The sequence below is a fragment of the Phormidium yuhuli AB48 genome (genome assembly GCF_023983615.1).
GTDB lineage: Bacteria > Cyanobacteriota > Cyanobacteriia > Cyanobacteriales > Geitlerinemataceae > Sodalinema > Sodalinema yuhuli.
Map to the genome: position 1 here is coordinate 3409864 of NZ_CP098611.1, position 24598 is coordinate 3434461.

Below are 24598 nucleotides of genomic sequence, written 5' to 3' on the forward strand. Positions count from 1 at the left end.
TGATTTGCGAGACCCTTCCGGCTTGCCCATCTTTGCCCCTCAACATCTACCTCTGAGGGTTAATGCCCCTCAACCGGTCTCGAAATTTGTTAACTATCAACGGTAAACTGTCAACTGTGCTGAGCATTCTTCTTCCCGGTTATCAGCTTAGTTCACCCATCTACGAAAGCGTGAACTCCTTAGTCTACCAAGGACAACGCGAACGGGATGGATTGCCAGTCATTCTGAAAATCCTCAAGAGCGATCGCGCCACAGCCACGGAAATTGCCCGCTATCACCAGGAATATCACATCACCCAACACCTTGACCTGGATGGGGTTGTGCGGGCCTTGGCTCTGGAAACCTATCAGAGTACCCTTGCGATTGTCTTAGAGGATTTTGGCGGACTGTCTTTGAAGCATTATTTGGCTCAACGTCCCTCCCATCGCTTACCTTTGCCCGAGTTTTTGGATTTGGCCATCCAAATCGTGGAAATCCTCGGACAAATTCATGGGGCTAACATCATTCATAAGGATATCAACCCCGCCAATCTTCTTTACAATCCTGAGCTTAACTGCATCAAGGTGATTGATTTTGGCATTTCCAGTCAAGTCACCCCGCCCTATACGGTTCTCCCCAATCCCAAGATCTTAGAAGGTACCCTACCTTATATGTCCCCGGAACAAACGGGACGCATGAATTGTTCCCTGGACTACCGTAGTGACTTTTATTCCCTGGGGGTGACATTTTATGAACTATTGTTAGGACGCTTACCCTTTGACAGCACCGACACCATGGAGTTGGTCCATTGTCATATTGCTCAAACTCCGACTCCACCCCATGAGATTGATCCCAGTATTCCCACGGCCCTGTCCGGGATTCTGCTGAAACTTCTGGCCAAGACTGCCGATGAACGCTATCAAAGTGCTTGGGGAATTCAAACGGATTTGGTGCTGTGTTTAATGCAGTTGGAAGCCACGGGAACGATTGAGGATGTGATCCCCGGTGAAAATGATGTTGTCAATAAATTTCGCATTCCTCAAACCATTTACGGGCGCGATCAGCAACTTGAACAACTCCATCGCGCCTTTGACGCCATTGGTGCCATTCCCCAAGCCAACTCAGGGGGGTCAACCCCTTTAACCGGAACTAGCGCCACCTCGGCTATTTTTATCAGGGGAGAGTCGGGAATTGGTAAAACGGCTCTGGTGGCGGAAAGTTATAAACCTCTGACCCGGCATTGTGGCTATTTTGTTACCGGAACCTTTGAGCGTTCGCACCGGGACAGTTCCCCCCCTGGCCCTGAGACTCTGGCTACAGTGGAACGAGCCTCAGGAGGAATCATCGCCTATCGGGGCTGGATTAGCGCCTTGAGTGAACTTATCCGTCAACTGTTGACGGAAACAGAAACTTCCTTGGCCCAATGGCGCGATCGCCTCCAGCAGGTCTTGCTACCCCAGGGGCAATCTCAGCCAACCCCAAGGGATTATAAAGAGCTTAGAGATTTACTGGCTCTGATTCCAGAATTGCAATTGGTACTCGGACCCAACTTACCCCCCAATTTGCAGATCCAGGAACATCCCCTGGGCGATCGCGAAGCCTGCGGGAACCGCGAGTCGCTGATCAGTTCCCCAGAACCGCTACAAAAACTTCTGCAAGTCTTTGCTCATAGTCATCAGCCTTTTGTCGTCTTTTTGGATAATCTGCAATGGGCTGATTTAGACAGCCTAGCTCTGATTGAAACCCTATTGAGCGATCCCAAATCCCAATCCTTCCTGATCATTGCCGCCTATCGGGATAATCAAACCCATCTGCTACCTCAATCGGCAGGCCATCCTCCCACCTCTTCCCCCTTTGCGCTCAATTCAATTCTCTCACTTCAAGCGCGACTCCAAGAGCAGGGCTGTCCGGTTGGACAACTTCACTTGCAAGGCTTGGAACTCGAAGCCATTGCCGCTCTGGTGGCCGATACCCTGCAAAATAGTCTCAAAGCCGTCATGCCCCTAGCGGCGCTGATTAGCCAAAAAACCAACGGGAACCCCTTCTTCGTACGAGAATTTCTCAAAACTCTCGATCGCGAACAATTGTTACGGTTCGATGACGAATCCATGAGTTGGCAATGGGATATTGAGCGTATCAAAGCCCAGGATATTACCGATAATGTCTTAGAATTTCTGCTCGATCAATTTAAAACCCTACCGCCACAAACTCAATATATACTGCATCTGGGTGCGGTGGTTGGGATGGAGTTTGATTTGGATCTAATTGCCGATTTAATTAACGGCTCTCCCGAGGAGTTATTTCAGAACTTAATTCCGGCGTTAGTTGAAGGTTTGGTCCAGCCCCGAGCCAAGGACTCAGACCAGAGGGGGGCGCTGAGCCTATCAAGAACCTATCCGAGTACCCCCCAAGAGCTCCTATTACTGCGACAATATCAATTTCTACATGAACAAGTTCAGCAAGCGGCCTACCGGATGACTCAGACCGTTGCTCTGACGAACCCAGAGGGCGCTCCGACCATTTCCAACGACACGGCCAAGTTACATTTAGAAATTGGCAAACGACTGTTGCAGCGGGCCCAACAGGGTCCCAGGGCTTCATCCTCTTCTGCTGAAACTGTTCCTGTCGCCATGTCACCCGGTGATATTTTTGAGATTGTCTATCACTGGAATCTAGGTCAAGGGGCGATCGCTGAACGGGAGGAGACCCTTCAACGGGCCCAACTTAACCACCTCGCCGCCAAACAGGCTCGACTGAAGAGAGATTATACGGGGGCGATCGCCTATAGTTTGGCAGGAATTGAAGCCTTAGGGAAAGGAGCCTGGTCAACTACGCCGCAATTGTCCTTTAATCTGCATTTAGAGCGAGCGCGGGCTAACCTTCTTCAAGGGAATCTCGATCGCAGCCAAGACTTATTGAACATTCTTTATCAGCAGCAGCCTCAGGATAGCCTAGCTACGGAATTAGATAGCCTAGCTCTGGCGGGGTTGAGCCTACGGGGTGAGGTTGAAGCCGCCGACGAGTTGGCCCGTCAGGCCCTGGAACGCTTGGAACTGACCCCGCAACTGCCCTCCCTGACCTCAGCCCCCTCCCCTGAGATGGACCCATTCCCCCATTGGTCTCCTGAGCAGCTGAACCAACCCCCGGCTCAGGAGGTCTCGGCCTTGGATCAGCTCTTAGGTCAAACCCTGACCTTCTATCTCACCTATGCCCCCCACAGTGTCTGTTGTCAGGAGATTGTGCAACGGCTGTTAGGGCGATCGCAACAACTCGGTTCAAGTCCGGCAACTCCCCTAGCCGCAGCCGCCTATACGGTCATTCTGCTCAATCAGGGGCATCATGACCAAGCGCAAACCTGGGTTACGGCCCTGGCCGCCTGGCGGCCCCCCTCCCAAACTGCCTCGAATCTAGAGGGACCCACTCAGGAGATGGCGCAATGGGCTGAATTTTCCCCGTCTAGAGATCTCAATTCAGAACTGAGCCAGCCAAATTCCTATCTCGCGTGGAGTGAGTTACTACTGGCGAGTCAGGTCTATCCTCGACTCTATGGGATTCCTAAAAGCCTATCCCTTTTAGATGCAGCAGAGCATCATAGCCGAGGGGTGGGGGATTGGCTAGCCCTCGGGGTGATTATTGTAGAACGGTTGTATCTAGAGTTTTATGGGGGCAAAGCCTTAAATATCCTAGCTGGGGATATTGCTCAAGCCCTGGAATGGTGTCGCAAGTATCAACATCATTGGGCCATAGATGCCCTCAAGGCCTTGCAACTACCCCTGCAATATTTACGCCTCGGTTTGGCGGCAGAGGAGATGACCCCTGACGCAATGGCTGTGGGACAACTGGCTCCAGGTCAGCGACGGGTTTGGGCCTCTACTGAAATTCATCGGGCCTGGATCTTGTATTTGGAACGGGAGTATGAGCTGGCTTTAACTCGATTGCAGGGGGTGATCACTCCGACCAGAGCAGTCCCAAAGGGGGCCGGAGTGATCACCCCTGGAGACGTGAATCCCCTGACTTGGGCCCTGGGTCGTTCAGTTATGGCTCTATGCTGGAGTGCGTTAACTCAGGTCGGTGAGCCGCTTCCTGAGCCATTTCTAACCGTTGAAGCGGAGTTGGAGCGCTGGAGTCAGGACTGTCCTGAGACCTTTGCCAGTTTGGCCGCGATGATTAAGGGAGAGCGCCACCGCTTGCAGAGCAATGATAGAGAGGCGATCGATGCCTATGATCAAGCCATTGAAAGAGCCTTGGAGAGCCATTGTCCTTATGGGATGACCTTGGCTCATGAGTTGGCGGCTCAGTTTTGGCTCCAACGGCAGAAACCGAAGATTGCCCGGGTGTATCTGGCGGAGGCGTATACCGCCTACCAACGCTGGGGGGCCCGTTATAAAGTGGGACAGTTGACTCAAACCTATGGCTCATTGCTGTCGGTAACGACCTTAGCCTTACAGGATCAGGAGGACGCCGACTCCTTCAATCATCGCGTCAATATGAGTTTGGACTATACGCGATCGCGGGCGGCGGTGTTGGATGTGACTACCGTGATGAAAGCGGCCCGCTCTCTATCTGGGGAGATTGTTCTCGATCGCCTGTTGGGGAAATTGATGAAGTTGGCGATCGCCAATGCCGGTGCTACCCGGGGTGCAATTATCCTCGATCGTATGGGCCAACTGACCTTAGAGATTGTACAAACCGTAGGGGATCTCGACGAAGACAGTGATGAGGAAGCTGGGGAGGGGTCTGAGGATGATAATCGCCCCATCAAGGAAGGGTTACGACCGGGAATTGCCCTTGAAGTCTGTGACAGTTTACCCCGCTCCGCTATTCACTATGTAGCCCGGACCAATGAGAGTGTGGTTCTCAATGATGCCACCGCCGAGTCCGCATTTGTCAACGACCTCTATATCCAGCAGTTTCAACCCAAATCTCTCCTCTGCGCCCCAATTCAGGGGAAAGGGAAGTTAATTGGCCTGTTATATCTGGAAAATAATCTCACCGCTGGGGCCTTTACCCGCGATCGCCTAGATGTCTTGATGTTACTCTGTGCCCAAGCGGCGATCGCCCTAGAAAATGCCCGGCTTTATGAAAACCTTAAACAGTCAGAAATTCGGGAGCGCGATCGGGCCCAGCAACTACGAGATTCCTTAGAAGAACTGCAAGAAGCGCAACTGCAACTGGTGCAAAGTGAAAAAATGGCGACCCTTGGTCAACTGGTCGCTGGAGTCGCCCATGAAATTAATAATCCCGTTGGGTTTGTCGATGCCAATCTCAGTCACGCCGCTGGCTATATTGAAGACCTCCTGGGCCTATTAGAACTCTATCAAGAAACCTTCCCCGATCCCGGAGAAGACATTGAAGCGGAAATTGAAGAGATTGACCTAGAATTTATCCTCAAAGACCTGCCCCAAATCCTCAGTTCCATGAGTGTCGGCACAGAACGTATTCGCCAAATTAGTCGTTCGCTACGCACCTTCTCCCGAGCCGATACTTCCGCAAAAGTTCCCGTTAACATCCATGAAGGCATTGATAGCACCCTCATGATTCTTAAACCGCGCTTAAAATTCACCCAAGTGCGTCCCAGTATTCAAATTGTCAAAGACTATGGAGACTTACCCGAAATTGAATGTTATGCCGGTCAACTTAACCAAGTCTTTATGAACATTATTGCCAATGCCATTGATGCCTTCGACGAAGCCAATGTTGGCTTAACCTTTGAGGAAATTGAGCAGAACCCCAATCAAATTACCATTAGCACCGAACTAATACAGACCTACGTTTCTAACGAAGAAGACGACGAAACGGACTCCGACTGGGTCATTATTCGTATTCGTGATAATGGTCCAGGAATGCCCGAGGACGTGCAAAACAATATTTTCAACCATCTGTTCACCACCAAAGCAGTGGGCAAAGGAACCGGGTTGGGTCTGTCAATTTCCCATCAAATTGTAGTTGAGAAACACCAGGGCCGGTTGAGTTGTCGGTCAACCTTAGGTGAAGGGACAGAGTTTGTTATTGAAATCCCCATTGAATAAACGCTGCTAACCTAACTCCCCGTCCAAACTACGAGTGACCGCATTTTGGGTGCTAGCTTGGAACTCCTTGATATTAATTCGTTTTAACAACACTAAGGCTAGCAGCAGTCCCAACGCCTGTAGAAAAAATACCGAGCCATAAGCCCATAGGGGTGACTCAAACATCCAGGTTCCCAAGTTTAACGCCCCACCACTGATGAGAGCAGAAACGCCTCGGGCCATCGCTTTAGCCAGCCCCCAGGCACCGACAAAAGTTCCCGCCGTTTCTGCCACCGTCAAATCCAACATGAGACTGCTGACCCCAGCGATGAGGGTTCCGGCAAAGAGGCCATAAAAAAGGAAGGCCACTTGCAATAATTCCACCCACTGGCCCACTCCAGCAACAATGAACAGTAACACACAGACCAAAGCCCCGAGACAGCCATATTGGCTGATGCGTTTTTTCCCCAGACGGGGAACCAGAAGAAACCCTGTTGTAGCGATCCCCACCATAATTCCAACACTGAGAAAGATATTTAATTGAGTAGTGGCGGCGATGCTCATGTCCAAGACTTCCCCACCATAGGGTTCAATCACCACATCATACATAAAGAGGCTAATAGTGAGCAGAAAGAGGACGCTAAAAAAGACCCCTGTTTGACGACTTGCGGTAAGAACGCGAAGAGCCGTACTCAGAGTAACACGCTCCTCAGTCTGAGCTACCCTAGAGCGTTGATGATAGCGGGAGTATTTCTTTTCAATACCGACCGTAGCGAGAAAACATAGACCCAGAACCATCGCCGGAATAACGATAAAGACACGGTTCACCATGTAGCTGAGGCTCAGAATATCCACCTGTTCCAGATTTTCAATGGCTTGCACTCCAGTGTCAGGTCCGCTGAGAAGGCTTGAGCTAATCACTGCCCCCGTAATCGTGCCTAGCATCAGCATCGACCCCACAACGCCAATGAGTTTAGAGCGATGGTCTTCATCAGAAATATCCACCAACAGGGCTGCGAAGGGGATGGAACTAGCATCGACGCAGAGACCATAGAGCATAAAACAGCCCGTAAACAGAGCCGCCCAGCCGTAGGTAGTTCCAGTCATACCGTAAGTTTGCAAACTCAAACCCAGTTGCCAGAGAACCTGGACAGTGAGGAAGGAAAGACTGGTGAAGAGAACTGTACCAATCCAGATATAGCCACTGCGATGTTTGCCAAAGATGGGTTTTGAGTCTGAGAGTTGGCCGAAGAAGACCCGAGCTGGGGACATAAACCGTTTCATCGCAATGGCCCCGGTGGCGATGAGGGCGGGAACTCTCAACTCGTCAATGGCAATCCGATTGATGATAGCTAGGGTGAGCAAGGACATCATCCCCAGTCCGAGCTGGAATAGACCCAGGCGAAACATCGTCAAAATGTTAAGACGAGGCAGGGGAGGTGATGTTAGGTCAGGGTGAGTGGCGGGGGAATTTTTCATAGAGCCTGTCAACAGGAGCAGGGGAAGCCTAAGCACCACCCTTTAACTAGGCTACTCCAACTCCCCTTCCATCACACGACTGACGGCATTTTGGGTGCTGGCCTGGAACTCCTTAATGTTAATCCGTTTTAAGAGAAGTAATGCCAGGAGCAGTCCCAGACATTGCAGCAAAAAGACCAAACCATAAGCGAATAGGGGTGACTCAAACGCCCAAGTTCCCAGGTTCAACACGCTACCACTGACAATAGTGGAAATCCCCCGGGCCATGGCTTGAGCCAATCCCCAAGCCCCGATAAACGTTCCCGCCGTTTCCGCCACCGTTAAATCCAGCATGAGACTGGTAGCCCCGGCGGTGAGGGTTCCGGCACAGACTCCATAGAACAGGAACGCCGATCGCAGTAAGTCCACATTCTCGCCCACTCCAGCAATAATAAAGAACAGGGCAAAGATCGAGGCCCCGATACAACCATATTGAGTGGTGCGTTCCTTCCCTAGACGAGGAACCAAGAGGAATCCTGTCCCGGAAATGCCTGCCAGGGTTCCAATGCCGAAAAAGACGTTGAGTTGGGTAGTTTCGGCGATACTCATACCAAAGACTTGCCCGCCATAGGGTTCAATCACCACCTCGTGCATAAAGAGGCTAATCGTCAGCAGGAGGAGGAAGCTAAAGAAAAACCCCGTTTGACGGCTGGCGGTGAGGACACGAAAGGCAGTTTTCAGGGTCACCCGTTCCTCGGAGTTAGCCACCATCGAGCGTTGGCTATAGCGGGAGTATTTCTCTTCGATACCGACGGTGGCCAGGAAACAGAGACTCAGAACAATCGCCGGAACGATAATAAAAACACGATTCACGGTGCGGCTCAGGGCCGGGATATCCACCTGTTCCAGATTGCGGACGGCTTCAGCCCCATTTTCGGGTTGATCGAGTAGAGTGGAGCCAATAATCGCCCCAGCAATGATACCCACCATGAGCATAGACCAGACGACACCAATGAGTTTAGAGCGATGGTCTTCATCGGAGATATCCACCAGCATCGCCGCGAAGGGGGTGGAACTGGCACTGATGGAAAGGCCATAGAGCATAAAACAGCCCGCAAACAAGGCGGCCCAGCCATAGGTAGGGGGGGTCATGCCATGGGTTTGCAAACTCAGACCCAGTTGCCAGAGAACCTGTATGGTAACGAAGGAGAGACTGGTGAAGAGTACCGCCCCAATCCAGACATAGCCGCTGCGATGTCGCCCAAAGAGGGGTTTAGAGTCCGAGAGTTGCCCGAAAAAGACACGAGCCGGGGACACGAGCCGTTCCATGGCAATGGCCCCAGTGGCGATGAGAGCCGGCACTCTCAGTTCATCAATGGCGATACGGTTAACGATTCCGAGGGTGAGCAAGGACATCATCCCCAGTCCCATCTGGAACAGGCCCAGACGAAACATGGTTAGGAGGCCGATGCGAGGTAGAGGTTGGGTGGTCAAGTCGGTGATGGGGCGATCGCGGGTGTCCATAGAGCCTATCAAAATGGTCTGCGAGGGCGTAGTCTTCAGTTTAATGGATTTTGGAACCCGCACCCCAGAGGTTTTATGGTCAGGGCAGGACGGTCACTACAAAAAAACACTGGGTGACACCTTAAATCGCTCTCCCAGGGCCTTGGCTTGGGTTTTGCTAATGCCACGCTTCCGGTTAAACACCTCGGAAGCAATGCCTTTAGAGCCAAAAATGTCTAACAAATCCTTCTGACGGAGTTGGTGAGCGGCCACTAACTCATCTAAAACATCATGGGGAGTTGCGGTATTTGGCATCGGGTAAGTTTTCCGCTCATAATCCTCAATTAAAATTGCCAGTAACTCTAGCATTGAGGCTTCGTCATCGCTCAATTGAGATTCCTCAATCTCCATCAGTCGATCAATTTCGCAGAGCATGGCTTCATAATCTGATGAAGACTGGATGGGTTTCAATGGCAAAATGGAACTGTTCCTGTTCATAGCTTGGCGATGGTGCTATCACAACGATTTACCGAGGCCCTCCTCTGGGCGACAGAACTCCATCAGCAACAGGTTCGCAAAGGCTCTGGAGTTCCCTATATCGCCCATCTGCTGGGGGTTACCAGTGAGGCCTTAGAATATGGGGCCACAGAAGATGAGGCGATCGCCGCCCTACTCCATGATGCCATCGAAGACTGTGGCGGCCGACCCATCGCCCTGGAGATTCGCCGCCGCTTCGGGGATAATGTCGCCGAGATTGTTGAAGGCTGTACCGATGCAGTCACTCAGCCTAAACCCCCCTGGCGAGAACGCAAGCAGGCCTATATTAGCCATCTGCGCACCGCCTCCCCCTCTGTCCGTCTCGTCTCAGCGGCCGATAAACTCTATAATGCTCGCTCCATTCTCAAAGATTGCCGCTGCGTCGGTGACGAAATTTGGCAGCGGTTCACTGGGGGGCGAGCGGGCAGTTTATGGTACTATCGCGCCGTGGTAGATACCCTAAAATCCGTGGACAATCGCCCCATTGTCGCCGAGTTGGAGCGAGTTGTGCAGGAGTTGGAACGCCTCGCCGCTTCCATTCCCCAAAGCCAAGACGGGCCAACTCCCCACCCATCCCCCTAGGACGAGCATTGAATGATGTATATCTTAATCGGTGGAGCGGGGATGACTGGGTTAGCCCTGGCCAATACCTTGCTGAATATCGGGCATACCATCGCCATTGTTGACCCGGACCCTTTAGCTTGTCAATATGCCCGGGAGAAAATTGGCGTGATGGCCTTTGAAGGCAGTGCTGTCAATACCACCACCCTGATTGAAGCGGGGATTCGTAAAGCTGATGCGGTGATTGGGGCCTTGCGGGAAGATGCCCTAAATTTGGCGTTTGTTACCCTCTCGAAGCATTATGGGGTCTCTCAAATTATTGTACGGATGAGCGATCGCGATTTCGCTGAACCCTATCAACTCGCTGGAGCCAGCCATATCATTAGTACCACGCAATTGGCTATCAATCGCATCATTAATGCCATTGAATATCCCCAAGTGGATGCGATGATGCACTTTGAACAGGGACAGGTGGAAGTGTTAAAACTCTCTCTCCCTCAGGATTGCTATATTGTTGGTCATACGGTGGCGGAAATTGCTCAGGATGAGCGGTTTCCGGAGGGGACGTTGATTATTGGCTATCAGGCCCATGCTCATGAGGACTTGATTATTCCCAATGGGAGTACCGTCCTCGAAAGTGGTTCTAAGATTTTGGCAGTCACGAAGCCGGATTTGGTTCGGGATGTGATTGATTTTTTGGGCTTATGTTCTTAAGGGGGAACCACGGAGTCACAGAGGACACAGAGGGAAGAGGGGAGGAGGGGGGATTAGTCGTCTTGGAGGGACATGAGTTTTTGGTTGAGGGTGTCGATGTAGGGATTGGCTCGTTCGTTGGAGAGTAAGCCTTTGCGGACGGCGTCGTTAATGGCTCCTTTTTCTGCGAGGTATAAACGACGACGTAGGCCGTCTAAATAGCCACCGGGTTCGAGGGGTTGGTCGCCATGAACCATTCGTTGATTGTAGAAATGGCGTAGTTCTCGCTCGGCGGTGGCAATTCGGGCTTGATAATTGGCGAAGAGTTCTTCGTAGAGGGATTTGGGTAAACTGCCTGATTCAAATAAACTGTTGAGTTCTTGTTGGGCCGCTTTCGAGGCAATGAGAGTTAGTTGTAGGGTTTCGAGTTTTTCGGCAGCGGGGGAGGGTGGGTTTAGGTTGAGTTGCTTGACTAACCAAGGAAGGCTCAATCCTTGACCAATTAGGGACACTAAGACCGTGCTAAAAATTAAGGTGATGATATTTTCTCGCCCCGGTAAGGTGAAGGGTAAACTTAATGCTAAAGCCATGGATAGAGACCCTTTGACATTGCCAAATATCAAAACATGCTGCCATTTTAAGGGTAAGGGTCTATCAAAGAAGCGAACTAGATAGAGTAGGGGGTAAATCGAAAACACTCGCCCAACTTGATAGCCTAAAATGGCGAGCATGGCACTGGGGAGCGTTTCCCATAACATCCTTGGATCGAGTTCTAAACCGACTAATAAAAAAATAAAGGTGTTGACCCCAAATCCGGCGTATTCCCAAAAATTTAAGAGGGTAACTTTAATGGATGCGGAAATGGTGTTAAAGCCAGAATTGCCAATGACTAAGCCGGCAATCACAACGGCGATCGCACTCGATACTCCCAAAACTTGCCCAATTTGAAAGGTTCCTAAGGAAATGGCAACGGTTAAGAGGGTGTTACTTAAGGCATCATTGAGTTGTTTGAGCAGTCCCACGCAGAGGTAACCTAATCCTAAACCAAGAAGGGTTCCACCGACTAAGGCGATTGAAAGCTGTTCAAATCCTTCAAGGAGGGTAAAGGAACCTTGGCGATGGATGGTACTAATCATTGTCAAGAGAACTAGGGCAATCCCATCATTAAAGAGACTTTCGCCCTCAACAATGGTAATTAAACGTCCGGGAACTTTAACGGTTTTAAATGCCCCAATCACTGAGACGGTATCGGTAATCGTTAAAATCACCCCGATCGCCGAGGCGGTAATCCAGACCACCCCGAGCCCAAAACGTAAAAAGATTGTGGTAATGGCGGCTGCCAGAACAACCCCTGGCCCAGCTAATAACAGAATGGGTTTAATGGTACTTCGCAGACGGCTAATGTCGGTATTAATCGCCGCTTCAAAAATGAGAATCGGCAGAAACAGATTGAGAATGACATCGGGGTTTAAGCCAATCTCAGCCGGTAAGGCTTGTGGGGTAATCAACAATCCCCCCAATACTAACCCCACCACATAGGGAATGCGAAAGCGGCGAGTAATTAGGGCAACGGCTGTGGCAACCAGCAATAGGATAATCGAAGCCCCCACCAACCCCGTCACCTGATTGGAGTTAGCCGTTAGGGCTTCTTCGACGGACTCAGGAACTGGTTCTGCTAGAGTTTGAGAATAGAGGGTTAACAGCACTAAACTTGCTTCAGCCACTCCCATCCTTGCATCTGATTTAACATGGGCTGACAAATGAGCTTCGATTGGAGGGGGGTGATTGTAATATAGTTCTGACTCACCGCAAGGCCATCAATGGGAATGTCGGTTTTGTCAGGTTCATCATCTAACTCTTCTAAAACTTCTCCGGCTAACCAATAATAGGTTTTCCCCCGAGGATCGACTCGTTTTTGAAAGACATCGGTATAACGACGAACCCCTTGGCGGGCCAGGGTGACTCCGGCGATGCGATCGCCCGTGACGGGGGGAATGTTGACATTCAACAGTAGGGGATGTGGGGGACGGCGATCGCCCAACTGGGCCATCAACCGCAAGGCGAACTCCACCCCCGGCTGGAAATCTCGGGAAGTGAAACTAGCTAAACTGAAGGCCACACTGGGAATCCCCTCAATATATCCCTCTAGAGCAGCGGAGACAGTTCCAGAATAGATGATATCAGTGCCGACATTCGCCCCATGGTTGATACCGGCTAAGACAAAATCGGGGGGACTGTCTACTAAGGCACTCAGGGCTAATTTAATGCAGTCGGAGGGAGTGCCGGAACAGGCCCAGGCGGCGATGCTGGGGTGAAAGCGATCGCCCACGGGTTCGGCCCGGATGGGTTGGTGCATCGTTAGACTATGGCCGGTGGCGGAACGCTCTCGATCCGGGCAAACGACGGTTACGTCATGGCCGGCTTCGGCTAAGGCATTCGCTAAGGCTTGCACCCCCTGGGCGAGAATACCGTCGTCGTTACCAATTAGAAGTTTCATAGGGGAGGGAACAGGGAACAAGGAACAGGGAATAGGGGAACCACAGAGTCACAGAGGACACGGAGAATGGGGAGGGGTTAACTTCGTTGGTAGCGTAGGCCGGGGAGGGCGGAGATTAGCCCCATCAATTCTAACTGTAAGAGGGCACTGGAGACAGCGGCGGCTTCGGTGGCGGATTTTTCGACGATGATATCGAAGGCGGTGGCTTCTGGGCCGACGGCGGCGAAGACTTGGGCTAGATGGGCCGGAACGTCCACGGGTGGGGGGGCTGTTGGCTCTGGGGAGGGGTTGACAGATTCTGTTTTTTGTGGTGTGGGTTCTGGTTTGAGGCGAGGCTTGGGGCTGGTGAGGCTGGGCATTTCTTGGAGGGTCTGAATCAGATTGTCTTCGTCCATGACCAGTTGGGCCCCTCGGGTGATGAGACCGAGACAGCCTCGGGAGTTGGGGTTGTCGAGGGAACCGGGAAGGGCATAGACATCGCGGCAAAACTCGTTGGCTAGATAGGCGGTGATGAGGGCCCCGGATTTTTGCGGGGCTTCGGTGACCAGGGTGGCGCGACTTAATCCGGCGATGATGCGGTTGCGTTGGGGAAATTGCAGGCGATCCGGTGGGGTTCCGGCGGGATATTCGCTCACCACTAAGCCTGTTTCAATAATCTCGTCGTAAAGACTCTGATTGCGACGGGGATAGACCACATCAACTCCCGTTCCGACGACGGCTACGGTGCGGCCGGAGAGGCTTAGACAGGTGCGGTGGGCCTCGGTGTCAATGCCTGCGGCTAGACCTGAGACAATGGTAAATCCTTCTTGGCTGAGGCGATGGGTGAGGCGGCGCGTCCATTTGAGACCGTAGGGACTGGGGCGACGGGTTCCGACAATGGCGATGGTGGGGGCGTTTCCCTCCATTTCTGCTACATCGGGGATGCCTCGATAGTAGAGTAGCGGCGGCGGGGCGTGAATTTCTCGCAGGAGTCGGGGATATTCTGGGTCGCAGAGGGTCCAGAATTGGGGGTTGGCTTCGAGATGCTTGGCGTAGAGTTGGTCTGGGTTGAGGTGCGATCGCTGTCTGAGGATATCGGCGGCCAGTTGGGGGCCGATTCCTTCGACAGTTAATAGGCCCGCCTCCGAGGCAGTCCAGGCGGCTTCGAGGGAGCCAAATTGCTGGTTCAAGCGACCCATCAACACCGAACCAATGCGTTTAATCTGACTCCAAGCCACCCAATAGGGGCGATCGCCATTCATAGCCCTAAACCCTTCCTCCACGGTTCACTTAGCCAGGTTCAGAGGCCAGTCTCCGAGGGACTGGCTTGGCGGTTGCGGTTGCGTAAATGTTCAAAAACACTTTTATCGCCAATATCATCGGGAATGGCTTGGGGGAGTTTACGCAGGCTAAAGATGAGAAATAAGATGGCCCACATGGCCAACATCACCGGCTTACTTTCTTCGGGAAGCAAACCGCTAAGATGGCCCAGCAGCAGAATCGGCACCAGGGGAGTTAGGAATTTCGTTTCCAGGCGATTGAAACAAAACGCTTCCTTAAAATAAATTCCCGTCAGGGCGACAAACAAAAAGCCCAGACCCCAGAGACTGCTAGGATGCTGATAGACCGTCAGGGCTAGGGAGTCTTCACTGGCGAGGATTAAATCCACACTGGATGCGACCCCCACCAGCCAACAGGCCTGTAGAAGTCGATGCAGGGGGGCTAGATAGATATGAATGGTTAATAAACTCACCCCTAGGGATAGGGCGAACAGGCCATAGAGTCCGGTGAGGGTTTGTAACACCCAATCACTGGGGCCAACGCTGAGGATTAACCCCGTTCCTAGGGCAAAACTCACAGCGGCGACGGCTAAGCCAGCGCGATAGATACGGACCTCACGGCGATCGCCCGCTGTAATCTGATAACTCCCAAACTGACCAAAGTAAACTGGGCTGTCAATTGAGACATCATTCATCAAATAGCACTCCTCAGGAATAACATCAAGGGGCTGGCTTTAGCCTAGAGGGGACGATGAGGGTATCTCCAGGGAAGCCAGGAACTCTGCTTCTAGCTGATCGTAGGCACGAATACTGCGGCGTAACCATTCTAACTTGAGGCCGACCCGCTCCGGCTCGCTCAGCCGCCAGGGATGATTGCCCTGACGTAAGCGTTTACTGAGTTCATATAAACATAATGCCGCACTGACGGAGATGTTGAAACTCTCACTAAACCCATACATGGGAATTTTGATCCGCACATCGGCATGACTAAGGGCATAGGTAGAGAGGCCTCGTCGTTCTGATCCAAAGAGAATCGCCGTTTTACCCTTGATGGGAACCTCATCGATGTTCACCGTGGGTTCGTGGGGTGTGGTGGCCAGAAGGGTGTAGCCTTGCTCCTTGAGGCGATCGAAGCAGATGGCGGTATTATTCACCCCATAGTCATCATAGCGATGCAAACTCAACCAGCGATCGGCCCCCAAACTCACCTGTTGATTGGGGTCAAATTCCGTATCTCGCTCAATAATATGGACATCTTGCACCCCGAAGCCATCGCAACTGCGCAACACCGCACTGGCATTATGGGGTTTATGAATCCCCTCTAACACCACCGCCAGTCGCCGCGTCCGCTGGGCCAAGACTTGATCCATGCGAGTGGCACGGGCTTCGGTCATATATTGGCTGAGATGGGCGATGAGGTCTTTTTGGGTTTGGAGGTTCATGGGGGAGGGAGGCAAGAGGCAAGAGGCAAAAGGCAAGAGGCAAAAGGCAAGAGGGTTACCACAGAGACACAGAGGACACAGAGGAAGAGGAGGGGGGAAGAGGCAAGAGGCAAAAGGCAAAAGGCAAGAGGCAAGAGGCAAGAGGGGGGGGATTTTTCGCCCCTAGCACTCCTCCTCGGCCTCTGTGTCCTCTGTGCCTCTGTGGTTCTCCTCTCCCTCTCAGTCTTGCAATAAGTGATGCTCGATCGCAAACCGGACTAACTCCGAACGGTTATTTGTCTCGGTTTTCCGTAGGAGATTGCTGACATACTTCTCGATGGTGCGGGAACTAAGATAGAGGCGATCGCCAATTTGATTGTTGGATAAGCCTTGACTCAGGAGTTCCAGCACTTCTTGTTCGCGATCGGTTAAGTCAAGGGTAACATCCGGTAGCTCGGGGACGGGGGCTGGGGGAGTGATGGTGGAGGCGTGACTCATCATGGTGTAGCGATCGAGAAAATTGCGCACCACTGCCCCCAATTCCTCTAACTCAAAGGGTTTGGGCATATGGATATCAATGCCCGCTTGGTAACCGCGAATGCGATCCCGAGTCTGGTTGCGGGCCGTGAGGAAAATGACCGGCAGGAGGCGAAAGCTGGGCTGTTGGCGAACGTTCCGCACGAGTTCGTAGCCATCCATCTCTGGCATGATGGCGTCAGTAATTAAGAGATGGGGTTGGTGTCGTTCAATGAGGCTGAGGGCCTCCCGGCCGTTGACGGCAGGAATGGCTGAGTAGCCGGAGAGTTCCAGGTAATCGGTGATGGAGAGGCGAGTGCCTACGTCATCCTCCACCACCAAAATCGTCAGAGGCATAGGGGCACTTAAACGGCAGACACTTGGAGGCTGGAGGGCCGCCCTAAATTGCCCACTAGGGTAATTCCCCGGCCATTAGCATGGAGATGACGCAAAATCCGATAGAGGGTTTCGACTTGATCGGGCGCACCGGCGGCGAGGGCTAACTCCTCTAGGGACATGGGTTTGTTGGACTCTTTGAGGACGGCCATGGCCTTCTGCTGTAAGGACAACACTGTGGCGGCGGCTTTTTTGCCCGCTTCGACTCCTGGCTGGTGATAGGCGTTGACATTCACTAAGGAGGCATAGAGGCCCACGGCTCGCTCGTAGAGGGCAATCAACACGCCGACGTAATAGGGACTCACCTCGGGAACGGTGATGGTGATGGAGTCTCGTTGATTGTCAAAGAGGGCTTGTCGGGTTCCCTGTAGGAAGCCGGAGAGATAATCGCCACAGGTGACACCGCGTTCAATTTCGATGGAGTCTCCGGGGCGATCGCGCAACACTTCAATAAAGGTGGCAAAGAAGTTCGGCACCCCGTCACGCAACTGTTGCACATAGGCATGTTGGTCCGTTGACCCTTTGTTGCCATACACGGCAATCCCCTGATGGACAATGTTGCCATCGAGGTCTCGTTCTTTGCCGAGGGATTCCATGACTAACTGTTGCAGATAGCGGCTAAACAACAGGAGTGAGTCTTTGTAGGGGAGGATGACCATATCCTTTTCCCCCTGTCCCTTGCCCGCTGCATACCAAGCTAGGGCTAATAGGGCCGCTGGGTTGGTTTTGAGGTCAGCCACTCGGGTGGCCGCGTCCATAGCTTTCGCCCCGGCTAACATGGCGCGAATGTCAATTCCTTGTAGGGCCGCAGCGGGGAGTCCGACGGCGGAGAGTTCTGAAGTGCGTCCTCCCACCCAGTCGGCCATGGGCAGGCGGCTGAGCCAGCCTTCGCTTTGGGCTTGGCGATCGAGTTTACTGTCAACGCCGGTGATGGCTACCGCTTGCTTGCTGAAGTCGAGTCCGGCTTGAGCAAACGCCGCTTGCACCTCAATCATGCCATTGCGGGTTTCTGGGGTTCCTCCCGATTTGGAGATGATGAAGACTAGAGTGGTTGAGAGGCGATCGCCCAATTGGCCCAGGGTGCGATCGATCCCGGCTGGGTCGCTATTATCGATGAAGTGAATCGCCAATGGGGCATCTAGGGGGGCTAGGGCATCGGCCACAAACTGGGGACCGAGGGCCGAACCGCCAATTCCCACCGAGAGAATGTCCGTAAAGCGATCGCCCCCGGGGGGATGGAGTTGCCCTGAATGTACCTGGCCCACGAAGGCTTCAATTTTCGCTAAGGTATCAATGACCTCCTGACGAATCTCAGGAGTGGGAGCCAAATCTGGATCTCGCAGCCAATAATGGCCCACCATGCGATCCTCATCAGGATTGGCGATCGCCCCCTGTTCCAGCTTTGCCATATCTTGAAAAGCCTTCTCAAAGCGGGGGGTAAGGTGGTCGATCAAGTCCGGCTCAACGGACATACGGCTGATATCAACATAGACCTCTAGCTCCTCGTGATAATAGAGCCAATCCCGATAGCGTTTCCAAAGCGTGGCAGCGTCCATCTGTTGCGTTTTACCTCTAGCCATACGGTTAACCCAAGCCAGTCAAGTCTCCACTGGCAAGCGTTTGAGAACAGCCTATCACGACATTTTGAAGGATTGTTGAAAAAAGCTTTACAGAAAAGTAGAAATTGCAACTATCATAGAGTGAAGCGGTGGTTACCTCCGACGGTGCGTCTGACCCAATAGTTGGTCCCAAAGCGTACTGATCGAGATGACCAGCTCAGTCGCTGAATTCGGTGTGGGAACAACGCCCTCATACAGAACAACATCACCACGGTGCTAGGTCATCGGTCACAACAGTGCCCATCAGTCAACTGGCGACGGAGATTACCTCTAGCAGGCTAGGACTCAGATGATGAACCAACAACAGTTACAACCGTCAACAGACCGGGGTGATTGCCAGTTCTCCTCAGTCTCGCCCCCCTGTTGACCGGTTCACCGGCCACCACCGAGTCTTCATCCTTACCCCTTCAGCATCTCGATCACCGGTTCTCTCCCTCGCTACACGTAACCCAGTAACGTATGACTTCATTTATGACATCTGTAACTTCCGAACAAACCTCTCAACCCCAAACCAACACCGATACCCCGTCTGTTGTCGACGATACCCCAGCTACCTTTGAAGCCTTTGATCTACGCCCAGAAATTCTAGAAGGCATCCAAGAAGCCGGGTTCCGCGCCCCGAGCCCCATCCAGCAGCAAGCGATTCCCGTGATTCTCCAGGGACGAGATGCGATCGCCCGCGCTCAAACAGGGACCGGTAAAACCGCTGCCTTCGGCCTTCCGGCCATGAACGCTGTGCACCGCGACAGTAGTGAAGGGGTGCAAGTCTTAGTCATTGTCCCCACCCGTGAGTTAGCCTCCCAAGTTAGCGACGAACTCTATCGCCTCGGCCGTTGTGCCGGGATTCGCACCGTTGCCGTCTATGGTGGACAGTCCATTGACCGCCAAGTGTCCCTCATCCGGCGTGGCGCCCAAGTCGTGACCGCGACCCCGGGCCGTCTCCTCGACCACCTCAAATCCAATCGCCTCAAGGACTTTGCCCCCTCGATTGTCATTCTCGATGAAGCCGATGAAATGTTGGATATGGGCTTCCTGGATGATATTGAGGAAATCTTTACCTATTTACCGAAAGAGCGACAAACCCTCCTCTTTTCTGCCACCCTTCCCTCGGCGATTCGCCAGTTATCCAAAAAAATTCTCACCGATCCCCTCTCCATTGACGTCACTCCCAAAGACTCAACGGTTAATACGGATATTACCCAGCGTTACTACGTGCTCGAAGAACGGGAACGGGAAGAAGCCCTGGTACGGCTAATTGATACCGAAGCCCCTAATAAGGCCCTCATTTTCTGTCGGACTAAGAAAGAGACCGATATGCTCTGCACAACCCTGGTCTCGCGGGGGTATGCGGCCAGTTCCCTCCATGGGGATATGCAGCAGCGACAACGGAATGAAGCCATTGAAAGTTTCAAGCGAGGACGGATTGATCTCCTCATCGCAACGGATGTGGCGGCCCGAGGCTTGGATATTAACGACGTTACCCACGTTTTTAACTATCACATTCCCTTCGACTCTGATAGCTACGTTCACCGTATTGGTCGCACAGGACGTGCTGGACGCAAAGGCACTGCTATTACCCTCGTCACCCCCTTAGAGTTCAAGAAACTCACCCGGATTATGCACATTGCTGGGTCTCCCATGGTCTATGGGGAAGTTCCCACCATTGGCGAAGCCAAGAAACAATATCAAGTCGAATTGGCCTCGAAACTGCAACATCAACATATTCAGGAAGAAGCGGTTGAGTTACTACAACGGCTCGAAGAAGATGTCGATATCAATCAGATTGCCTGTAAGGCCCTGTCGATGCTTCTTGAACAGCAACCGGTTGGCGGGCCGAGTCGCATCGGTTTCAGTGTTCAGGAAGTGGAAAACCTCCTACACCGCTCCAAGCGTCGTAAGAGCAGTCCCCGCAAACGCCGCAACAACTACCGCCCCCGCCGCAGCAATCGCCGTTAACGGCCGCTTAGGGGGTTGAGATAAGGGCTGTTCATTCAAACTTGGATGAGCAGCCCTTCTATACTTGAGACGCTTCTTATACCACCTGAAAGGATAATTCTTTAATCTGTTGACAGGCCTCAAGTCCCAGTTGTGGTTTTTGCCGATAGCCCGGTTTGGGTGTCCAGACGGTAACCGTTTTATCTAAGGCAATGCGATAGAGATACTCCACATCGGGATCATAGTTGAGTCCGAGGCGTAAGTTGGAGAAGTCATCCTCACAACTTTCAAAGCCAAACCGAACGGTCACTTGAGCGAGTAAGCATTCTGGGGTGTAGCGATGTTCCCCGGCGGTTTCTCGCTCGTCCCAAAATTTCAGCAGAAATCGCTCCAGTTTAGGGAGGACTTTATCGGGAGCGCCGTTACGGCTGACATAGAGAAGTCCGGGGTTATGCTCGATGAGGATATGGCAGGTGATGCTCATAGGATAATGCTCCTTGAATGTGGTTAAGTCCCCGATGGTTTGGGGAGAGACGGCCCATCGTCTGTTGCGGGAAAGTGGGGGTGACAGGAGTAGGTTAAGGTCTCGTGTCAGTGAGGAAGTTTATACTGTCCAACAATCCGCTTGGCAAACTCGGGGACATGATCGTTGAGTTTGTCAGGGTAGTTGCGTTGGACATAGAGATAATTGCGCGTAAAGTGAGAGTCAATGGAAAACCGCGCATATTCTAGCCCTTTCGGTCCCACACGCTCAATCACCACTCCCATCAGTTGTGCCGCCCACATGGGGAGGGTCACGCCCTTGTCATAGGCGGGAATACTCTGTTGCACCGCTTGACGGCGATCGCCCCGGGAGGAGACGGGTTGAGTCTCTAATTGGGACTGCACCAAATCTAACATCTCCTGACCGGTGTCATTGCGCACCAGAATCCATTGCCAGCGGAAGGGGGCCCCCATGTAGCCCACCACCAAATCCGCTAAGCCATTGACATAATCAAAACAACTCATGCAGGAGGGGGCAAAGACATCCTTAAGTTCCTTGGTATTTAAGCCAAAGAAGGGGACTTTCTCGATAGACCCATCCTCATGTTTAAAATGGACCCGAAAGTCCTGCATAAACTCATAATGCACCACCGTTTCGGGGGAACGACTGGTGGTTTCGAGGAATTTCTGTAAGCCGGCCCGAGTCACATTATCAACGCAGGGCGTCCCGAGAACATAGAGTTTTTCTAAGCCCAGTTTATCCTGAACCGCTCGCAGGGCTTGGATTTGACAGCCAACACCAATCACCAACAGCCGCTTAAGTCCCGATTGTTCCACCTGTTCGAGAACCGAGAGGTTGGGGGACAGGGTGGGTTTGTTGACTCGGGCCGCCAACACCTCATCTGGGGTGCGGGCAATAATGGGCATGGGTTGAAAGCGATCATCGGGAGAATTTTGCACACACACAACCCCTTCAACCTTGCCCGAGTTTAACATTTCACAGGCAATACTACTGACAATTCCCGTCCATTGTGCTCCCTCAATAGGGTCTTTTTTGCGGGCGGCGGTCATGGATTGGTGAACCCCGAAATAGGTTTCCGCTTCGTCCTCTAGCTGGCGCGATCGCCCATGAATTTGGTCTTCAAGGGCTTCAAATTGCTGATTAATAAAAGCGCAGGCCTCTTTTACATAATGGATGTAATGCGTGTCACACAGACCACATTCACTACAAAGGGCTTTGGCGGGACGAGGGCCACCGGGCTTGAGTCCTTTGGCTTTGTAATGGGCGGGCCGGCTTGAGGAGGAGGGGGTGGAGGAGTTCACCGCAGTCATGATTCTGTCTTATCCGTATCTGAACGTTGCGTAGGAAACCGTCTCTTCTCACCATACCGCACCTCTGGAGCCTTCCTCCCCCCAACGGTGAACCCAACTCAACGTTTACCGGAAAATTGCTGGGCCAGAGTGCGAGCGAGTTTCAGGGAATCATGACGGACCATGGCCGATTGGGGATCTTCACTCATGATATTGGCCAAAATCACCTCTCGCTCTAATCGTTCCACCACATCTAAATCCAAGTCTACCGGGTGGGATTGTTTTTGGGCATAGCGAATCAGGGCCCGGGCCGAGGGTTTAGTTTTCTGGACGACGACCGCATCGAAGAGACGGCGATCGCCACAGGCACGGTCGATCGCTAGGATATGGTCAGAGACGGTATAGCCATCGGTTTCTCCCGGTTCTGTCATGATGTTACAGACATAAATCCGCTGGGCCGACGAGTGGGCGATCGCCTCGGCAATATCAGGAACCAGTAAATTGGGAATCACACTGGTATACAAACTCCCTGGCCCAATCACAATCACCTCCGCCTGGGCAATGGCCTCAATTACCCGAGGTAGGGGAGGGGGATTTTCCGGCAGACAACCCACCCGCATGATTTTACCCCGAGCTTTCGTAATACTCGACTCCCCTTGAATGCGACGGCCATCAGCTAACTCGGCCCACAGGGTGACATCCGTCAGGGTCGCCGGTAAGACTTCCCCCCGCACCGCCAAGACTTGGGAACTGGCCACCACCGCCTGTTCTAAATCTCCTGTAATATCGGCCATCGCCGCCAAAAATAGATTGCCAAAACTATGGCCACTCAGGCCCGTTCCAGCTTGGAAGCGATATTGAAATAACTCCGCTAAGAGGGTTTCCTCGTCCCCCAAGGCGGCTAAACAGTTGCGAATGTCTCCGGGAGGCAAAACACCAATTTCTCGCCGTAAACGCCCCGAGGAGCCGCCATCATCGGCCACGGTCACCACGGCGGTAATGTTGGCACTGTAGGTTTTCAGACCCCGCAACAGGGTCGATAACCCGGTTCCTCCCCCCAAGGCCACAAGATGGGGACCGCGATGGAGTCGTCGCCGTTCCATGAGGGCATCAATTAACTCCCCATTATCTTCGGGTTTCAGGGCATCATGAATCGATCCCATGGTCCGAGTCTGGCCCCACAGCAGTAAGAGAATGCCACTAATAACCACCAGGGGACCGCTGATATAGTTGGGAATCCGGGTGGCAATGGTGGTCAAGGCCACTTCCACAAACTGTAAGAGGTAATAGACGGGGGTGAGCCTCGTCCAGATGGCAATTCCCAATAACGCCAAGACCATCCCCGTTGCGCTGACCACTAACCATCGCTTTAACGACAGCCCCGGAGAGAGCCACTTAAACCATTGTTTAGCACGATAAGGGGTTCGACTTCGGGAGACTCGTTTGAGATCGCGGATTGTGTGTTTCATAGCAGCCGGGATAAACAAGGCATCATCGCAACTTGAGGTGAACGGGCGCTTAAGTATGGCAACATGATAGAGCAGTCGCGGGACATCACGGGATTCATGGCGCGTTTGGATCACAACGGCGATCGCAATTGTCCCCCAGAGCCGATCGTTGAACTCAAAGGGATCTCTAAGTCCTTCGGTAATACCGTGATCCTCGATCAGGTGGACTTAACGATTTACCCTGGGGATGCGTTGGGGATTATCGGACCGTCGGGAACGGGAAAGTCAACTATTCTACGGTTGATTGCTGGCCTGCTGCCACCGGATTCGGGGGAAATTTATATCAAGGGCCAGTTGCGTCAAGGGTTGATTGAGGATAACCCAGACCCGATCGGCATTGGTATGGTCTTTCAACAGGCGGCCCTGTTTGACTCCCTCACCGTCGATGAAAATGTCGGCTTTTCCCTGTATCAACATTCCAAATTGCCTCATTCAGAAATTCGTAAGCTGGTTGAGGAAAGTTTGGAACGGGTGGGACTTGGGGGAAGTGCTGACCTCTATCCGGCCCAACTGTCAGGGGGGATGCGTAAACGGGTTAGTTTTGCCCGGGCCATTATTGCTCATCCAGAAGATCCCAGCCACTCCTCGGAGATTTTGCTCTATGATGAACCCACAGCGGGCCTTGATCCCATCGCCTCGACGGTGGTTGAAGATTTGATTCGGGATCTCCATGTGGGTCAGAAACACTGTAGCTGTGGTACGTATGTCATGGTCACTCATCAAGACAGTACCATTCGCCGCACGACGGATCGGGTGATTTTTTTATATCGCGGTAAAGTACAGTGGGAAGGGACTGTTCGGGAACTGGATCACACGGATCACCCCTTGATTCGACAATTTCGCACCGGTAGCATCGAGGGCCCCATTCGCGCGGCGGGGTGATGGCAGAATGAGAGGATAGGTGCAGGTCACGA

At 52.6% G+C, this 24598-nt stretch carries 18 protein-coding genes; 5 read left to right on the forward strand and 13 right to left on the reverse strand.

Features of this window, described 5'->3' with window-relative positions:
* Nucleotides 1-116 precede the first annotated feature (116 nt).
* On the forward strand, nucleotides 117-6008 hold the full coding sequence (locus tag NEA10_RS14650; RefSeq protein ID WP_252661752.1) for a trifunctional serine/threonine-protein kinase/ATP-binding protein/sensor histidine kinase: 5892 nt from the start codon (nucleotides 117-119) through the stop codon (nucleotides 6006-6008).
* A 6-nt stretch (nucleotides 6009-6014) separates the two neighbouring features.
* Here NEA10_RS14650 and NEA10_RS14655 read toward each other — a convergent pair whose 3' ends face one another.
* The 3 genes from NEA10_RS14655 to NEA10_RS14665 all read right to left on the reverse strand — a co-directional run bounded on the left by NEA10_RS14655 (nucleotide 6015) and on the right by NEA10_RS14665 (nucleotide 9425).
* Nucleotides 6015-7466, reverse strand: coding sequence for a BCD family MFS transporter (locus NEA10_RS14655; RefSeq protein ID WP_252661754.1), 1452 nt, complete (start codon nucleotides 7464-7466; stop codon nucleotides 6015-6017).
* A 51-nt stretch (nucleotides 7467-7517) separates the two neighbouring features.
* Complete coding sequence (locus tag NEA10_RS14660; RefSeq protein ID WP_252661756.1) at nucleotides 7518-8969, reverse strand: BCD family MFS transporter; 1452 nt, start codon at nucleotides 8967-8969, stop codon at nucleotides 7518-7520.
* 96 nt (nucleotides 8970-9065) lie between these two features.
* Nucleotides 9066-9425 carry a helix-turn-helix domain-containing protein gene (locus tag NEA10_RS14665; RefSeq protein ID WP_252661758.1) on the reverse strand — a complete coding sequence of 120 codons (360 nt, stop codon included), beginning with the start codon at nucleotides 9423-9425 and terminating at the stop codon, nucleotides 9066-9068.
* A 30-nt stretch (nucleotides 9426-9455) separates the two neighbouring features.
* On the opposite strand from NEA10_RS14665, the gene NEA10_RS14670 reads away from it, so the two are divergent.
* Complete coding sequence (locus NEA10_RS14670) at nucleotides 9456-10067, forward strand: HD domain-containing protein (protein ID WP_252661760.1); 612 nt, start codon at nucleotides 9456-9458, stop codon at nucleotides 10065-10067.
* Between the two features lie 12 nt (nucleotides 10068-10079).
* Nucleotides 10080-10760, forward strand: a complete 681-nt coding sequence (locus tag NEA10_RS14675; protein WP_445164651.1) for a potassium channel family protein — start codon at nucleotides 10080-10082, stop codon at nucleotides 10758-10760.
* A 53-nt stretch (nucleotides 10761-10813) separates the two neighbouring features.
* Here the strand turns inward: NEA10_RS14675 and NEA10_RS14680 are convergent, their stop codons facing one another.
* The 7 genes from NEA10_RS14680 to NEA10_RS14710 form a co-directional block, all read right to left on the reverse strand.
* Nucleotides 10814-12469, reverse strand: a complete 1656-nt coding sequence (locus tag NEA10_RS14680) for a cation:proton antiporter (protein WP_252661762.1) — start codon at nucleotides 12467-12469, stop codon at nucleotides 10814-10816.
* Nucleotides 12445-13236 (reverse strand): 5'/3'-nucleotidase SurE, encoded by a 792-nt coding sequence (gene surE, locus NEA10_RS14685; protein WP_252661764.1) that lies wholly within the window; start codon nucleotides 13234-13236, stop codon nucleotides 12445-12447. The genes NEA10_RS14680 and surE overlap by 25 nt, the downstream gene beginning before the upstream one ends.
* A 77-nt stretch (nucleotides 13237-13313) precedes the next feature.
* A complete protein-coding gene (gene dprA, locus NEA10_RS14690; protein WP_252661772.1) occupies nucleotides 13314-14477 on the reverse strand; it encodes a DNA-processing protein DprA in 1164 nt (387 codons plus the stop codon).
* A gap of 38 nt (nucleotides 14478-14515) precedes the next feature.
* Complete coding sequence (locus NEA10_RS14695) at nucleotides 14516-15190, reverse strand: DUF2301 domain-containing membrane protein (protein ID WP_252661774.1); 675 nt, start codon at nucleotides 15188-15190, stop codon at nucleotides 14516-14518.
* A 39-nt stretch (nucleotides 15191-15229) separates the two neighbouring features.
* Complete coding sequence (locus tag NEA10_RS14700; protein ID WP_252661776.1) at nucleotides 15230-15937, reverse strand: TrmH family RNA methyltransferase; 708 nt, start codon at nucleotides 15935-15937, stop codon at nucleotides 15230-15232.
* 219 nt (nucleotides 15938-16156) lie between these two features.
* Nucleotides 16157-16789: a response regulator transcription factor gene (locus NEA10_RS14705; RefSeq protein WP_252661778.1), complete on the reverse strand. Its 633-nt coding sequence runs from the start codon at nucleotides 16787-16789 to the stop codon at nucleotides 16157-16159.
* 8 nt (nucleotides 16790-16797) lie between these two features.
* A complete protein-coding gene (locus tag NEA10_RS14710) occupies nucleotides 16798-18384 on the reverse strand; it encodes a glucose-6-phosphate isomerase (protein WP_252661780.1) in 1587 nt (528 codons plus the stop codon).
* A gap of 534 nt (nucleotides 18385-18918) precedes the next feature.
* Here NEA10_RS14710 and NEA10_RS14715 point away from each other — a divergent pair.
* Entirely contained in the window at nucleotides 18919-20403 is a 1485-nt protein-coding gene (locus tag NEA10_RS14715; protein ID WP_252661782.1) for a DEAD/DEAH box helicase, read from the forward strand.
* Between the two features lie 76 nt (nucleotides 20404-20479).
* Here the strand turns inward: NEA10_RS14715 and NEA10_RS14720 are convergent, their stop codons facing one another.
* From NEA10_RS14720 to NEA10_RS14730, 3 genes are all read right to left on the reverse strand, one after another.
* Complete coding sequence (locus NEA10_RS14720) at nucleotides 20480-20866, reverse strand: histidine kinase (RefSeq protein ID WP_252661784.1); 387 nt, start codon at nucleotides 20864-20866, stop codon at nucleotides 20480-20482.
* A gap of 107 nt (nucleotides 20867-20973) precedes the next feature.
* The gene (locus NEA10_RS14725) at nucleotides 20974-22197 is read right to left on the reverse strand and encodes a Coenzyme F420 hydrogenase/dehydrogenase, beta subunit C-terminal domain (protein ID WP_252661791.1); all 1224 of its coding nucleotides are present in this window, start codon (nucleotides 22195-22197) and stop codon (nucleotides 20974-20976) included.
* Nucleotides 22198-22295: 98 nt separating this feature from the next.
* Nucleotides 22296-23645 (reverse strand): gluconeogenesis factor YvcK family protein, encoded by a 1350-nt coding sequence (locus tag NEA10_RS14730; protein WP_252661793.1) that lies wholly within the window; start codon nucleotides 23643-23645, stop codon nucleotides 22296-22298.
* Between the two features lie 96 nt (nucleotides 23646-23741).
* Between NEA10_RS14730 and NEA10_RS14735 the strand changes: the two genes are divergently transcribed.
* Nucleotides 23742-24566 carry an ABC transporter ATP-binding protein gene (locus NEA10_RS14735; protein ID WP_252665369.1) on the forward strand — a complete coding sequence of 275 codons (825 nt, stop codon included), beginning with the start codon at nucleotides 23742-23744 and terminating at the stop codon, nucleotides 24564-24566.
* Nucleotides 24567-24598 lie beyond the last annotated feature (32 nt).